At 64.0% G+C, this 13668-nt stretch carries 14 protein-coding genes; 7 read left to right on the top strand and 7 right to left on the bottom strand.

All coding sequences use genetic code 11. The annotated features are described in order from the left end of the window. Positions 1-1533: FGGY-family carbohydrate kinase (locus tag EN984_RS05380; RefSeq protein ID WP_127383655.1), on the top strand; the 1533-nt coding region annotated here is incomplete at its 5' end. A 167-nt stretch (positions 1534-1700) separates the two neighbouring features. Beyond that, positions 1701-3104, top strand: a complete 1404-nt coding sequence (locus EN984_RS05375; RefSeq protein WP_127268439.1) for an MATE family efflux transporter — start codon at positions 1701-1703, stop codon at positions 3102-3104. Between the two features lie 131 nt (positions 3105-3235). On the opposite strand, the gene EN984_RS05370 is transcribed toward EN984_RS05375, so the two are convergent. The 3 genes from EN984_RS05370 to EN984_RS05360 all read right to left on the bottom strand — a co-directional run bounded on the left by EN984_RS05370 (position 3236) and on the right by EN984_RS05360 (position 4652). Then, complete coding sequence (locus EN984_RS05370) at positions 3236-3523, bottom strand: hypothetical protein (RefSeq protein WP_127268438.1); 288 nt, start codon at positions 3521-3523, stop codon at positions 3236-3238. 222 nt (positions 3524-3745) lie between these two features. Further along, positions 3746-4204 carry a nuclear transport factor 2 family protein gene (locus EN984_RS05365; protein ID WP_127268437.1) on the bottom strand — a complete coding sequence of 153 codons (459 nt, stop codon included), beginning with the start codon at positions 4202-4204 and terminating at the stop codon, positions 3746-3748. Between the two features lie 88 nt (positions 4205-4292). After that, positions 4293-4652: a hypothetical protein gene (locus EN984_RS05360; RefSeq protein WP_127268436.1), complete on the bottom strand. Its 360-nt coding sequence runs from the start codon at positions 4650-4652 to the stop codon at positions 4293-4295. Between the two features lie 79 nt (positions 4653-4731). On the opposite strand from EN984_RS05360, the gene EN984_RS05355 reads away from it, so the two are divergent. The 3 genes from EN984_RS05355 to EN984_RS05345 all read left to right on the top strand — a co-directional run bounded on the left by EN984_RS05355 (position 4732) and on the right by EN984_RS05345 (position 7529). Beyond that, positions 4732-5310, top strand: coding sequence for a TetR/AcrR family transcriptional regulator (locus EN984_RS05355; RefSeq protein WP_127268435.1), 579 nt, complete (start codon positions 4732-4734; stop codon positions 5308-5310). Positions 5311-5354: 44 nt separating this feature from the next. Continuing rightward, positions 5355-6620, top strand: coding sequence for a beta-ketoacyl-ACP synthase II (gene fabF / locus EN984_RS05350; RefSeq protein ID WP_127272586.1), 1266 nt, complete (start codon positions 5355-5357; stop codon positions 6618-6620). A 93-nt stretch (positions 6621-6713) separates the two neighbouring features. Next, positions 6714-7529: an oxidoreductase gene (locus tag EN984_RS05345; RefSeq protein ID WP_127269244.1), complete on the top strand. Its 816-nt coding sequence runs from the start codon at positions 6714-6716 to the stop codon at positions 7527-7529. Between the two features lie 22 nt (positions 7530-7551). Here the strand turns inward: EN984_RS05345 and EN984_RS05340 are convergent, their stop codons facing one another. The 4 genes from EN984_RS05340 to speB all read right to left on the bottom strand — a co-directional run bounded on the left by EN984_RS05340 (position 7552) and on the right by speB (position 10812). Continuing rightward, on the bottom strand, positions 7552-8199 hold the full coding sequence (locus EN984_RS05340) for an amino acid ABC transporter permease (RefSeq protein WP_127269243.1): 648 nt from the start codon (positions 8197-8199) through the stop codon (positions 7552-7554). Next, on the bottom strand, positions 8196-8852 hold the full coding sequence (locus EN984_RS05335) for an amino acid ABC transporter permease (RefSeq protein ID WP_127269242.1): 657 nt from the start codon (positions 8850-8852) through the stop codon (positions 8196-8198). The genes EN984_RS05340 and EN984_RS05335 overlap by 4 nt, the downstream gene beginning before the upstream one ends. Before the next feature lie 6 nt (positions 8853-8858). After that, positions 8859-9665 carry a transporter substrate-binding domain-containing protein gene (locus tag EN984_RS05330; RefSeq protein WP_127269241.1) on the bottom strand — a complete coding sequence of 269 codons (807 nt, stop codon included), beginning with the start codon at positions 9663-9665 and terminating at the stop codon, positions 8859-8861. A gap of 85 nt (positions 9666-9750) precedes the next feature. Continuing rightward, positions 9751-10812 carry an agmatinase gene (speB, locus tag EN984_RS05325; protein WP_127269240.1) on the bottom strand — a complete coding sequence of 354 codons (1062 nt, stop codon included), beginning with the start codon at positions 10810-10812 and terminating at the stop codon, positions 9751-9753. 207 nt (positions 10813-11019) lie between these two features. On the opposite strand from speB, the gene gcvA reads away from it, so the two are divergent. After that, positions 11020-11994, top strand: coding sequence for a transcriptional regulator GcvA (gene gcvA, locus EN984_RS05320; RefSeq protein ID WP_127272585.1), 975 nt, complete (start codon positions 11020-11022; stop codon positions 11992-11994). 136 nt (positions 11995-12130) lie between these two features. Beyond that, positions 12131-13435, top strand: coding sequence for a nicotinate phosphoribosyltransferase (pncB, locus tag EN984_RS05315; RefSeq protein ID WP_127267048.1), 1305 nt, complete (start codon positions 12131-12133; stop codon positions 13433-13435). Positions 13436-13668: the final 233 nt, after the last annotated feature.

Below are 13668 nucleotides of genomic sequence, written 5' to 3'. Positions count from 1 at the left end.
GGCATTCTCGACACCACAGGCACCTTGCTCGGCCGCGCCGAGCGGCCGATCGCCATGAACCAGCCGAAGCCCGATCACGCCGAGCATGATTCGCGCGATATCTGGTCGGCCGTCTGCACCGCCGTGCGCGCTGCCCGCGAAAAAGCCGGTGTCGAGCCTGAGGACATTGTCGGCATCTCCTTCGATGCCACCTGTTCGCTGGTGGTGCGCGACCGGCAAGGCGGCCAGCTCAGCGTCTCGGTCACCGGCGACAAGCGCTGGGACACCGTCGTCTGGCTCGACCACCGCGCCATCGCCGAGGCCGACGAATGCACGGCAAGCGGCCACGCCGTGCTGAATTACATCGGCGGCGTCATGTCGCCGGAAATGGCGACGCCGAAGCTGATGTGGCTGAAGCGCAATTTGCCGCGGACGTGGAATGAAGCCGGCTATTTATTCGACCTGACCGATTTCCTGACCTGGCAAGCGACGGGCTCGCTGGCCCGCTCGCAATGCACGCTGACCGCCAAATGGACCTATCTGGCGCATGAGGAGACAGGCTGGCGGCGCGATTTCTTCGAACTCGTCGGCCTCGACGATCTTTTCGAGCACGGCAGCCTGCCGGAAAAAGCCAGCCCGGTCGGCGCCGATATCGGTCGATTGACGGCGCAAGCGGCGGCCGAGCTTGGGCTGAGCGAGAAATGCCGGGTCGGCGCCGGGGTCATCGATGCCTATGCCGGCGCGCTTGGCGTGCTCGGCGGCTTTGCCGGCGACGAACAGGACATCGGCCGGCATTTGGCGCTGATCGCCGGCACATCGAGCTGCGTGATGGCGATGTCGCCCGATCCGCAGCCTTTCGCCGGCGTCTGGGGGCCATACTACGGCGCGGCGCTGCCGAGACTGTGGCTGTCGGAAGGCGGCCAGTCGGCGACCGGCGCCCTGCTCGACCACATCATCCGCTGGCACGGCGCCGGCGGCGAGCCGGATGCCGCCATGCATGCGAAGATCGCCGGGCGTGTCGCCGAGCTGCGCGCCACCGAGGGCGACAACCTCGCCGCAAGGCTGCATGTGCTGCCCGACTTTCATGGCAACCGCTCACCGCTCGCCGATCCGCATGCGGTCGGCGTCGTCAGCGGGCTGACGCTGGACTCCTCCTTCGACAGCCTGTGCAAGCTCTACTGGCGCACCGCCGTCGGCATCGCGCTCGGCGTGCGCCACGTGCTGGAGGCACTGAACGAAAATGGCTATCTGATCGACACGCTGCACGTCACCGGCGGCCACACCAAGAACCCGCTGCTGATGGAGCTCTATGCCGACGCCACCGGCTGCACGGTGATCGAGCCGCTGGCCGACGAGGCGGTGCTGCTCGGCACCGGCATGATCGCCGCCACCGCAGCCGGGCTGTTTCCCGACCTCAACGCCGCCTGTCTTGCCATGCAGCAAGGCGGCCGGACGCGCCCGTCGAACCCGAAATCATCAGGGCGTTTCGAGCGCGACTACAAGGTTTTCCTCGAGATGCACCGCCAGCGGCGGATGCTGGACGCGATCCGCTAGAGCATCGGGGCCGGTCGCTGGCTCAATCCGTTCCTGTCCCTCCTCTCTTGCCTTCATGTCGCGTTTCGTCCAGAAGCTGACGCAAACGCCGCGAAACCGAAGGTTTTGCCGTTTGACATGCGGCTTCCGGCTCTGGCCGACGTGCCGTAGCTGGAAAGAGCGGAACAATGTCTGCGATCGAAGCCGGCGCTCGCGCGCCGGAAAGTCTTTGGCGTCAGGAAATCAGGGCGACGCTGGCGCTTGCCTGGCCGATGGTGCTGACCAATCTCGGCCAGACCGCGATGACGGCCACCGACGTCATGATGATGGGTCGTCTGGGGCCGGATACGCTGGCCAGCGGCGCGCTTGGCGCCAACCTTTATTTCATGCCGCTGATCTTCGGCCTCGGCCTGATGCTGGCGACCTCGCCGATGATCGCCACCGAGCTCGGCCGCCGCCGCTATTCGGTGCGCGACCTGCGCCGCACCGTGCGCCAGGGCCTGTGGCTGGCGATCCTGATCTCGATTCCGATCTGGCTCGTGCTTTGGCACGGCGAAGGCATTCTGCTGGCGATGGGCCAGGACCCGGCGCTCGCCCGTCAGGCCGGCATCTATCTGCGCTGGCTCGAATGGGCGGTGCTGCCGTTCTACGGCTATATCGTGCTGCGCTCGTTCATCTCGGCGCTGGAACGGCCGGGCTGGGCGCTGGTCATCGTCTTCGTCGCCGTCGCCTGCAACGTCTTCTTCAACTGGGTGTTCATGTTCGGCAATCTCGGCGTGCCGGCAATGGGCATTGCCGGGTCGGGCCTTGCCACCTCGCTGTCCTCAGCGCTGATGTTCATCGGCATGGCTGCCGTGGTGATGCTGGAGAAGAAGTTCCGCCGCTACCGTCTGTTCGGGCGCTTCTGGCGGTCCGACTGGCCGCGCTTCAAGGGTCTGCTGCGGCTCGGCCTGCCGATCGCCGGCATTCTCGCCTTCGAGGTGACGATCTTCAATGCGGCGGCCCTGCTGATGGGCCTGATCGACGCGGATTCGCTGGCCGCGCACGCGATCGCCATCCAGATCGCCTCGATCTCCTTCATGGTGCCGCTCGGCCTCAACCAGGCGGTGACGGTGCGCGTCGGCCTTGCGCACGGCGCCGGTAATCCGGAAGGCGTTTCGCGCGCCGGCTGGACCGCTTTCGTCATCGGTGTCTCGTTCATGGCGCTGATGGGGCTGGTGATGATCCTGTGGCCGCATCCGCTGATCAGCGCCTTCATCGATCTGGGCAATCCGGCCAATGCCAGGGTGATCGAACTTGCCGTGTCGTTCCTCGTCTTCGCGGCGCTGTTCCAGGTCTTCGACGGCGCCCAGGCGGTGGCCGCCGGCATGCTGCGCGGCCTGCACGACACCAAGGTGCCGATGATCTATGCCGCGATCGGCTATTGGGGCGTCGGCCTGCCGCTCGGCGTGCTGCTCGCCTTCCATTTCGGCCTGCATGGCGTCGGCATCTGGATCGGCCTGTCGACGGGGCTGGCCGTGGTGGCCGCGCTGCTTCTGGCGCGCTGGCTGCGGCGCGACCGGTTGGCGCCGCCGCTGGAGTTTGGGCATTGAAACAGGACAGTGCCGGTTTGGCGGCCGCTATGTCCCAATATTGTAGCTGATTAAGCGGCGCCTGCAGAAACGTTCGTGCCGTGAGCCGGCGCTTGGCACCGAGGCAATGAACGTCTCGGCCGAGAGCGGAACTATGTTCCCTTCACGATTCTCGGCTTGCTCGGCCGGCGGGATTGAGCTGCGCTCTCGAGGGCCTGGGCCAACCGCTTCTCGTCTTCGATGGCGCGATCGACTGCCTCAATTTCTTCCTGGAGCGCCTTCAGCTCGGCTCCGTAGCTGGAGCCATCGCTGTCCCCTATCTGAAAGCCACTTGCCCGCATTGCATCGCGGGTATGGTGCACGTTGCGGACTCCTTCGCGTCGGGTTGCGACCAGGATTTCCCGGAACTCTCCAAGACGTTCAACGTGATTGCGAGTCATTGCGTTCTCCTATTTCGTCGTCATCGTCGCCGACGGCGATTCAGAACGGCTAAAAACTACGGCGCAGACCGTTTAAGTGAATACGGGAGATACTCTCGACAAAGCATGAGTGCGGAAGCTCAAATTTGAACGTCTTGCAACAAGTTGGAGCGCGGCAGCGGAGATGGCTCGGGACCCGAGCCGGTCGGCGCATGGGCAACCCGGCCGTCCTCGAACCGCGCTTCAGCTTGTTATCTGTTCGGCGACAGCCTCTTCGAGGCCGGCTGCGGCTTGAGCGGCGAGACCGCGCGCCGCCGCCTGTGAATCGTAAAACTCCTCGAGCGCATGAACCGTGCCCCACCGCAGCGTGAACACGTGGAGACCACGGTTGATGTAGGACGTATCGCCGTTGAGCAGGGTTGCGGTGCCATCCCACTGGGCAAACACGGTGGTATGCCACGGCCAACCCTTCACCCAGACGTGGTTGACCGTGAGATGGAGAGTGGGCAGAACACGGCCGAGGCGCTCGAACCAGCGGCGCAGGGCTTGCTTGTCGTGGCGCTCCCCACCAAGCGCGTGGGCGCCACCAACCCGGTGATGGACATGCGGCGCGATGGCCTTCACCGCCGCGTCCCAGCGATGGTTGTTGACGTCGTCGAAGCTCTGCCGGATCGATTTCTCGACAAAATAGCTGTAAAGCATGTGACCTCTCTCCGAACTTATTGGTGGCGCGCCGTTCCGACGCGAGAGCCCCGGCCAGCATCGCGCGGCCGCGGGCCTGCGCGTCAGGTCAGGGCATTGTCGCGTCGGCTCGCAGGGATGTGTCAGTCTCGGTCGAGACCGTCACTTCCTTACCGGACCTTGAGAACGCGTAGAGCGAGCCCGGGTAGCCCGGTATGGAAAACGACACAGCGTCACTGTTGGCGAGGCCCATGACAACCCGCAGCGGATCACCCCCGGCCTTCGGTGCGAAAGTGGCGGTGACCTCAAGCAGGTCGCCGCGCGGAACGTAGTAGGCCACCATGTCCAGGTGTCCCTGGTGCAGGCTGCCGCCTTCGATCGGGCGTCCGATGGTGGCTTCCTCGGCAAGAGCCGGGGTTGCAAGAAACAGCGCTGCCAGCAGCGAGGCGCTCAGGGTTTTGGGGATCATCTCATTTGTCCTTTTTTAGATTGCGTTCACCCTCTATATAGGGTATAGATTACGAATGCAATCTAAAAAGGAGATGACGATGCGTGTGAGTCGCACTCAGGCCGCGGAAAACCGCGAGACCGTGATCAATGTGGCAAGCCGGCTTTTTCGGGAGCGCGGCTTTGACGGCATCGGCCTCAAGGATCTGATGAAGGGTGCCGGGCTGACCCAGGGCGCCTTTTACAAGCAATTCGAGTCGAAGGACGATCTGGCGGCGCTGGCGTCCAGGCGCGCGATGGAAAGCGCCACCCACAAATGGTCGGCCGCGACCGCCGCACATCCTGGGAGCCCGCTCGACGGGGTGATCTCATTCTACCTCAGCATGGACCATCGCGGGGAAAAGATGGACGGCTGCCCGGTCGTTGCGCTCGGCTCGGATGCGGCCAGGCAAGGTGCCGAGGTGAAGGCATCATTCGAAGTCGGCATCAAGGCGTACCTTGAGATGCTCGGCGGTTGGGTTGGCGAGGGCGACAGCGAAAAGACCGGCAACAAGGCAATGGCCGTTCTCTCGACGATGGTCGGCGCGGTCGTGCTCTCGCGGGTCGTCAACGACCCCGACCTTGCACAGGCTTTTCTGGATGCGGCGGCCGATCAGGTTCGCGAAGCAGTCGCCGCTTGAACGGCGCGAGCAGCGCCGCCGGCACACCAAGGACAGGAGAGCAGATGCAACGGATTGTCGTCACGGGCATGGGAGCGGTCACGCCCCTTGCCGCCAATGTCGAAGCGTCCTGGTCACGCCTGCTTGCCGGCCGGTCGGGCGTTCGCAGGCTTCCTGACGATGTGGTGGGAGATCTGCCGGCTAAGATTGGCGGCGTGGTTCCCTCCCTGGGCGAAGATCCGGAGGCTGGTTTCGATGCCGATGCCGTCCTGTCGGCGAAGGATCAACGCAAGGTGGACCGGTTCATTCTCTTCGCGCTGGCCGCGGCGGAAGAGGCGCTGGCGCAGGCGCAATGGAAGCCTGCCCTGGAAACCGATCGCCTGCGCACGGCCACGATCATCGCTTCAGGGGTCGGCGGGTTCCCCGCCATCACCGAGGCGGTGCGCACGGTGGACCTGCGTGGCGCCCGCCGCCTGTCTCCCTTTACGGTGCCGTCCTTCCTGGTAAACCTCGCGGCGGGCCACATCTCGATCCGTCATGGTTTCAAAGGTCCACTCGGCGCACCGGTGACGGCATGCGCGGCGGGCATCCAAGCGATCGGCGACGCCGCCCGCCTGATCCGCGCCAACGAAGCCGACATCGCCGTATGCGGCGGAACGGAAGCGTGCATCAACACCGTCAGTCTCGGCGGTTTCGTCGCGGCGCGCTCTCTTTCAACCGGCTTCAATTGGGCGCCGGCTCAAGCCTCGCGCCCTTTCGACACATCGCGGGACGGCTTCGTCATGGGCGAAGGAGCCGGCGTGCTGGTCATCGAGGCATTGGACCACGCGTTGGCGCGCGGCGCAAAGCCGTTGGCTGAGCTCGTCGGCTACGGCACAACCGCCGATGCCCACCACGTCACCTCCGGACCAGAGGACGGCGACGGCGCGCGCCGGGCCATGCAGATCGCGATTGCCCATGCAGGGATTTCGCCACGCGAGGTTCGTCATCTCAATGCGCATGCGACATCAACGTCAGTCGGCGACCTGGGTGAGATCGAAGCGATCAAGAGCGTGTTCGGGCGCGATTTCGCGATAGCTGTCAGCGCCACGAAATCGGCGACCGGACATTTGCTCGGAGCGGCCGGCGGGCTTGGTGCGATCTTCGCAATCCTGGCGCTCAGGGATCAGGTCGCCCCGCCAACCCTCAACCTTGGCGAGGCCGATCCGGCCGGCGACGGAATCGACTTCGTCGCAAACGCGCCCCGGCCCATGGAGATGGAGTACGCGATCTCCAATGGCTTCGGCTTTGGCGGCGTGAATGCCAGTGCCCTGTTCAGACGCTGGAACTAACCGGTGGCCAGACGCAGTCATGACCAACGCCCTTTGCCCCGGCCTCTCATGCTTTTCCCAATCCGATCCAACGCAAAGAAGGATATGATTTCCATGAACAAGACCAACCCTGGCGTCGCCCTGGTCACAGGGGCATCTTCCGGCATCGGGCGCGCTACCGCCGATGCCTTGCTAGGCGCCGGCTTTCGCGTCTTCGGAACCAGCCGTCGCGCGGCCTCCCGGCCATCCGCCGGCGTTACCATGCTGACCTGCGACGTGACCGACGACGCGTCCGTTGCGACAATGGTCGATGACGTTCTGGCCAAGGCCGGACGCATCGACCTGCTTGTCAACAATGCCGGCATGGGCCTGTTTGGCGGCGCAGAGGAGTCCTCGACCGCCCAGGCTAAGGTGCTGTTCGACGTGAACGTCTTCGGCGTCTTGCGTGTGACCAACGCGGTGCTGCCGGCAATGCGGCGCCAAGGGAAGGGCAGAATCGTGAATTTGAGTTCGGTGCAGGGGCTCATCCCCGCTCCCTATTTCGCACTCTACTCGGCGACCAAACATGCCATCGAGGGTTATTCGGAGTCGCTCGATCACGAATTGCGCCCGTTCGGCATCCGCGTTTCGCTGGTGGAGCCCGCCTATACCCGCACGGCATTCGAGGACAATCTTGCCGCCCCCGACCGGTCGCTCGAAATCTACGACTCCGCGCGTGCCGGGATGACTGTATCCGTGCGGAAATCGATGGAAAAAGGCGATGCGCCCGAAGTGGTCGCCAGCACCGTTTTGGCCGCGGCGACCGATCCTGCGCCGAAGAAACGCTATGCGGCGGGAAAAATGGCGCGCCAGGTCAGTTTCCTGCGTCGTTTCGTCCCCGCGTCCGCATTCGACAAGAGCCTGCGCAAGCAGCTTGGGCTGCCGGCCTGAAATCGAGCGCTGCCTTGGCGCGTCAGCGAGCAGCCGCCTGTTTCTCGAGCCTGCGGGCGTATTGCGTCAGCGGAAAGCACATGACGAAGAAGATCAGAGCCACCAGCCCGTAGACCTTGAACGGTTCGAAGGTCGCATTGTTGATGGCGTTGGAGGTCCGCACCAGCTCCTCGAAGCCGATGATCGAAGTGAGCGCGGTCGATTTGATCAGCTGAACCAGGAAGCCGACGGTGGGTGCGCGGGTGATCGAAAAGGCCTGCGGCAGGATGATCAGCCTCAGCTCCTGCAGATAGTGCAGGCCAAGGCTTGCGCCGGCGTCCCATTGCCCCAGGGGTAGCGCCGCGACGCCGGAGCGCCAGATTTCGGCGAGATAGGCGCTGGCGAAGAAGGTGAGGCCGAGCGCCGCCGCCGTCCACGGTTCGATGCGCAGGCCGAGCATCGGCAGCCCGAAGAACATCAGGAACAGCTGCATCAAGAGCGGCGTTCCCTGGAACAGGGCGATGTAGCCCGAGGCTATGCGCCTGCTCCACTTGTTTTTGGCGATCCTGAAGAATAGCACGACCAGGCCGACGATGCCGCCGCCGATGAAGGCGGCCAGCGATAGCAGCACCGTCCAGCGGGCGGCGAGCAGCAGGTTGCGCACGATGTCCCAGGAGGTGAACTCGATCATGATACGCCGGCTCCGAGCGCACGGCGCCCGCCTGACACCAGCAGCCGGCGCAAGGCCATCGACAGAGCGAGATAGACCAGCGTCACGACGAAATAGGTCTCGAAGGAGCGGAAGGTGCGCGCCTGCAGCATGTCGGCCTCGTAGGTCAGTTCACGCACGGCGATCTGCGACACCACGGCCGACTCCAGCATCATGATGACGATCTGGCTGGTCAGCGCCGGAAAGATCACCTTGAGCGCCTGCGGCAGCACGATCTTGATGAACACCTGGCGGGGCCGCAGCCCAAGCGCGAGCGCTGCTTCTGTCTGTCCGCCGGGCACGGCGTCAAGCCCGGCGCCGACGATCTCGATCGTGTAGGCCGCCATGTTGAGCGTCATCGCCAGCATGGCGGCCAGGAGCGGGTCGAGCCGGATGCCGAGGCTGGGCAGCCCGAAAAAGATGAAGAACAGCTGCACCAGGAACGGCGTGTTGCGCATCACCTCGACGTAACAGGCGATTGCCCGCTTGAGCAGAACCGGGCCGTTTCGTCGCCCCGCGGCACCCAGGATGCTGAGCAGCGTTCCGGCCAGCGTGGTCACGGCGATCAGCAGGATCGTCGTGGCCGCGCCGTGCGCGATGTCGCCCAGAGCACCCGGGAGCCAGGCAAAGGCCACGGAAACTCAATCCTTGAGGTTTTCGGGATTGAGCGGCGTCTTCAGCCAGGTTTTCGAGCTTTCATCCAGCTTGCCGTCGGCCAGCATCTTGGCGATGGCATCGTTGACCGCCTTCTTCAGGCCGTCCTCATTCTTGTTGAGGCCGATATGCGAGGGCGAGGTCAGAAGCTGGAACTTCTGCTCCGGCTTCAGTGCGTCCTGCTTGGCCAGCACCTGCGCGCCGACATCGTTGCCGACGACCATCAGCTGCGTCTGGCCGGAGATGAAGGCCTGGATCACCGAATTGTAGTTGTCGAAGCGCTTGATGTCGGCCGACGCCGGTGCTGCCTCGGTGAGCGAGGTATCTTCCAGCGTGCCACGATTGACGGCGATCGACTTGTCGGCGAGGTCTTCCTTGCCCTTGACCGTCAGAGCCGCCGGACCGATCACGGCGATGTAGTAGGGCGCGTACGCGGCGGCGAAGTCGATGACCTGTTCGCGTTCCTTCGAGTAGCCGACGCTCATCAGGATGTCGACGCGCTTGTCGTTCAGATACGGGATGCGGTTCTGGCCGGTGACGGCGATGGGGTTGAGCTTCACCTTGAGCGTATCGGCAATGTATTGCGCGACATCCATGTCATAGCCCTTGAGGCTCATGTCGGCGCTGGCCGAGGAGAAGGGCGGGAAATCGGCGAAGACGCCGACATTGATGGTGCCGGCCTTGGTGATGTCCGCCAGCGCATCGGCGCTTGCGGCTTGTGTGGCGAAGCCGAAACCGGCGGTGCCAAGCATCAGCACGGCGGCGATGGAGGCAAATGTCTTGCGGATTGTCATTGTTATTCCCCTGTCTGGACGCTTGTTTGTTGGATACGGCCGCCGGCTCCAGCGCGGCGGCCGCCTTCGTTCGGATTGGTAGAGGTCAGGATCCCTTGCCGGTGACAGCCGGGCTGAACACCATCAGGCTCAATATCTCGAACAGCACCTGTGCGGCGGCGTGCGCCGTGTTGGTGGTCGCGTCATATTGCGGCGCCACCTCGACGACGTCGCCGCCGACGATGTTGAGACCCTTGAGGCCGCGCAGCAGTTCGAGCACTTCGCGCGTCGTCAGCCCGCCAACTTCCGGCGTGCCGGTGCCCGGCGCGAAGGCCGGGTCGACGCTGTCGATATCGAAGGACACATAGGTCGGGCCGTCGCCGACTATTCTGCGCGCCTTCTCGATGATGGCCGGAATGCCGAGACCGGTCACCTCCTCGGCATGCACCACGGTCATGCCGGACTCGTAGGTGAACTCCCACAGATATTCGGCCGAGCCGCGGATGCCGATCTGGATCGTGCGCGTCGGGTCGAGCACGCCGTCAAGCACCGCGTTGCGGAACGGGCCGCCATGGTGGAACTTGGTCATGTCGAACAGGCCACTGGTGTCGCAGTGGGCGTCGATATGGATCAACCCGACCGGAGCTTTCTTGCCAACGGCCTTCAGGATCGGGTGGCTGATCGAATGGTCGCCGCCGATCGAAAGCGGGATGACGCCGGCATCGACGATCTGGTTGGTGCGCCGCTCGATATCCTCATGGCTTGTCTCAAGCCGGTAGCGGCTGCGGAACGGCGTGTCGCCGATGTCGGCGACCCGGAGCTCATGTGTGGGCGCGCATTCCAGCACGTGATTGTAGGGGCCGATGCGCTCGATGGCACGCAGCGCTCGCGGCCCGAAGCGCGAGCCTGGCCGGTTGGTGACGCCGAGATCCATCGGCACGCCGATCATCGCCACCTGCAAATCACCGAAATCCGGATTGTCGGCCGATATTTCGCGGTAGGGCGCGGCGAGGAAGGTCGGGATGCCTGAATAGGGCGCCAGCCGCGTGCCACTTTTGGAGAAGATCTTGTCGGCCACCTTGCGGAATTTCGGGTCGAACATCTCGCCGCCATGGCTTTCACCATATTTGCGACGCAACGCGTCGAGCTTGCCGCGATCGTATCCCATATCCGCTCCTCCTGGGCTGATGCAGTGCCGCCGCGGATGACGCCTGCGAACCGACCGTCATCCGGCCGGGCCGCTGTCCCGCTGGCTGCCTGCAGATTTCACGTCTTGATGCTGTTCCAGGTTCAGTGTCCGGCAGCGGCATTGAAAAATCAATTGATATTGTTAGGGTGTTTTCTGTGAGAAAATCTCACAATAAAGTTGATACCCATGACCAAGCGCCTGCCACCGCTTAATCCGCTGCGCGCCTTCGAGGCAACGGCCCGGCATGGCTCGCTGACCAAGGCGGCCATTGAGCTGAATGTCACCCATGGCGCCGTCAGCCATCAGATCAAGGCGCTCGAGCAGTCGCTCAGTGTCAAGCTGTTCGAGCGGGCCGGCCAGCGGGTCAAACTGACACCGCATGGCGCGGAGCTTCTGCCCGCGGTGTCGACAGCCTTCGACGGCATCGCCGCCGCCACCCAGCGCATGACAAGGCCGGCGAGCAGCGGCACACTTTCGGTCTCCTGCGTGCCGGCGCTTCTGTTGTTGTGGATGACACCGCGGCTCGGCAGTTTCATGGCGCAATATCCCGACATAAGGCTGACGCTTATCCCTTCCAACGATCCCAAGGATTTGCGGGCACCCACCATCGATGTCTGCGTGCATTATGGCGACGGCAGCTGGACCGATTGCTGGATGCGCAAATGGTCGGGCCTCGAACTGTTTCCCGTGGTCAGCCCGACACTGATCAACAACCGGCCGATCCGCAGCGTCAGGGATCTCGCCGACCATGTCTTCCTGCATGGCGATGACGGCCGCGAATGGCACACCTGGCTGGCGGCCGCCGATGCGCTGGACCTGGAGCGGGGTCGCCGCCATCACCTCGGCGATGCGCGCATGGCGACCGAGGCGGCGGTGCATGGCCATGGCGTGGCGCTGGGCGACTCCGTGACGGCAAGCGCGCTGCTGGCCAGGGGCATGCTGGTCGCGCCGTTCAGCCTGTCGGTGCCGGCGGTCGACGATTTCTATGTCGTCTGCCGCAACGAGATGCGGGCGACACCGATCGTGCAGGTGTTCATCGACTGGCTGTTCGCCGAGAAGGCCGGGGATGACGGGCGCGCCGACGCCCCTGTGGCCGGCCGCATCGTCAGCCGCCGCAAGCGTCCGGCGCTCAGGGTGATGGGCGGAAAATCCGCAAGTTGATGCCAAGCTCTGCGCCACCGCATGCAGGCAGCTCTTTTTGTCGGGCCAGCCTGAAAGCGGGCAGCGTTCTGGCCGATTCGATGCTATGAGGCCTGTCGCGATTGTGGATGGCAGGCAGCGAAGGCGGTGTTGAGACATGGCTAAGACCGATATTGCGCGGCGCGTCTACAACCACACCTGGAAGCTCGACCCGATCGTGCGCAGCCTGCTCGACACAGATTTCTACAAGCTTTTGATGCTGCAGATGATCTGGGGCATGTATCCCAAGGTCGACGCAACCTTCTCGCTGATCAACCGCACGACTTCGGTGCGCCTTGCCGACGAGATCGACGAGGCCGAATTGCGCGAACAGCTCGACCATGCCCGCACCTTGCGCTTCTCCAAGAAGGAGATGATCTGGCTCGGCGGTAACAATTTCTACGGCCGCAAGCAGATCTTCGAACCGGAATTCCTCGCCTGGCTGGAAGGCTTCCGGCTGCCCGAATACGAGCTGTCGAAGCGCGACGGGCAGTATGAGCTGACCTTCAGCGGGCCGTGGATGTACACCACACTGTGGGAAATCCCGGCGCTCGCCATCATCAATGAACTTCGATCGCGCGCGGCGATGCGGGCGTTCGGGCCTTTCGCGCTCGACGTGCTCTATGCCCGCGCCAAGTCCAAGATGTGGGCCAAGACCGAGCGGCTGAAGGCGCTGCCCGGCATCCGCATCTCGGACTTCGGCACGCGCCGGCGCCATTCCTTCCTATGGCAGCGCTGGTGCGTCGAGGCGCTGAAGGAAGGCATCGGCGAAGCGTTCACCGGCACCTCCAACGTGCTTCTGGCCATGGACAACGACCTCGAAGCGCTCGGCACCAACGCACATGAGCTGCCGATGGTGTTCGCCGCCCTCGCCGACTCGGAAAAAGAGCTGAGGCAGTCGCCCTACAAGGTGCTGCAGGACTGGCAGCGTTACTATGGCGGCAATCTCTTGATCGTGCTGCCCGACGCCTTCGGCACGGCATCGTTCCTGCGCGATGCGCCGGACTGGGTGGCCGACTGGACGGGCTTTCGCCCGGACAGCGCGCCGCCGATCGAAGGCGGCGAAAAGATCCTGTCCTGGTGGCGCGACAAGGGCAAGGATCCCAAGCAGAAGCTGTTGATCTTCTCCGACGGGCTCGAAGTCGAGACGATCGAGGAGACCTATCGCCACTTCAAGGGCAAGGTGCGCATGTCCTTCGGCTGGGGCACCAATCTGACCAATGATTTCGAAGGCTGCGCGCCGACGGAAACCAACAGCCTCGACGCCATATCGCTGGTCTGCAAGGTCACCGAGGCCAATGGCAGGCCAGCGGTCAAGCTTTCCGACAATCCGGCCAAGGCGACCGGCGATGTGAAAGAGATCGAGCGGTATCTCAGAATTTTCGGCGAGAAGGACCGCGTGGAGCAATTGGTCAAGGTGTGAGGGGTGGGGTTCCTGGATAGTACGAGTTCCCTGGCGCCCCCCTCTGTCCTGCCGGACATCTCCCCCTCAAGGGGGGAGATTGCTCCCTCATCTCTGCTTTCGCCAATCAACAACATTGCCAGGGAAGAGCCGGCGGCGAAACTGCCAATCTCCCCACCTGTGGGGGAGATGTCCGGCAGGACAGAGGGGGGCGCCGTAGGGTGCTTCCCTTCGCAAATTCCGCCCATTTGCTT

Source organism: Mesorhizobium sp. M7A.F.Ca.CA.004.12.1.1, from assembly GCF_003997835.1.
In the GTDB taxonomy this organism is placed as follows: domain Bacteria; phylum Pseudomonadota; class Alphaproteobacteria; order Rhizobiales; family Rhizobiaceae; genus Mesorhizobium.
The sequence above is the reverse complement of the archived record's forward strand: the minus strand, read 5'-3'. Positions and strand labels throughout refer to the sequence as shown.

Coding starts and splice junctions, on each gene's coding strand:
- gcvA (WP_127272585.1), top strand. CDS start 11,020: ATGACCAAGCGCCTGCCACCGCTTAATCCGCTGCGCGCCTTCGAGGCA.
- EN984_RS05360 (WP_127268436.1), bottom strand. CDS start 4,652: ATGATCCCCAAAACCCTGAGCGCCTCGCTGCTGGCAGCGCTGTTTCTT.
- EN984_RS05355 (WP_127268435.1), top strand. CDS start 4,732: ATGCGTGTGAGTCGCACTCAGGCCGCGGAAAACCGCGAGACCGTGATC.
- EN984_RS05340 (WP_127269243.1), bottom strand. CDS start 8,199: ATGATCGAGTTCACCTCCTGGGACATCGTGCGCAACCTGCTGCTCGCC.
- EN984_RS05365 (WP_127268437.1), bottom strand. CDS start 4,204: ATGCTTTACAGCTATTTTGTCGAGAAATCGATCCGGCAGAGCTTCGAC.
- EN984_RS05370 (WP_127268438.1), bottom strand. CDS start 3,523: ATGACTCGCAATCACGTTGAACGTCTTGGAGAGTTCCGGGAAATCCTG.
- EN984_RS05345 (WP_127269244.1), top strand. CDS start 6,714: ATGAACAAGACCAACCCTGGCGTCGCCCTGGTCACAGGGGCATCTTCC.
- speB (WP_127269240.1), bottom strand. CDS start 10,812: ATGGGATACGATCGCGGCAAGCTCGACGCGTTGCGTCGCAAATATGGT.
- pncB (WP_127267048.1), top strand. CDS start 12,131: ATGGCTAAGACCGATATTGCGCGGCGCGTCTACAACCACACCTGGAAG.
- EN984_RS05375 (WP_127268439.1), top strand. CDS start 1,701: ATGTCTGCGATCGAAGCCGGCGCTCGCGCGCCGGAAAGTCTTTGGCGT.
- fabF (WP_127272586.1), top strand. CDS start 5,355: ATGCAACGGATTGTCGTCACGGGCATGGGAGCGGTCACGCCCCTTGCC.
- EN984_RS05330 (WP_127269241.1), bottom strand. CDS start 9,665: ATGACAATCCGCAAGACATTTGCCTCCATCGCCGCCGTGCTGATGCTT.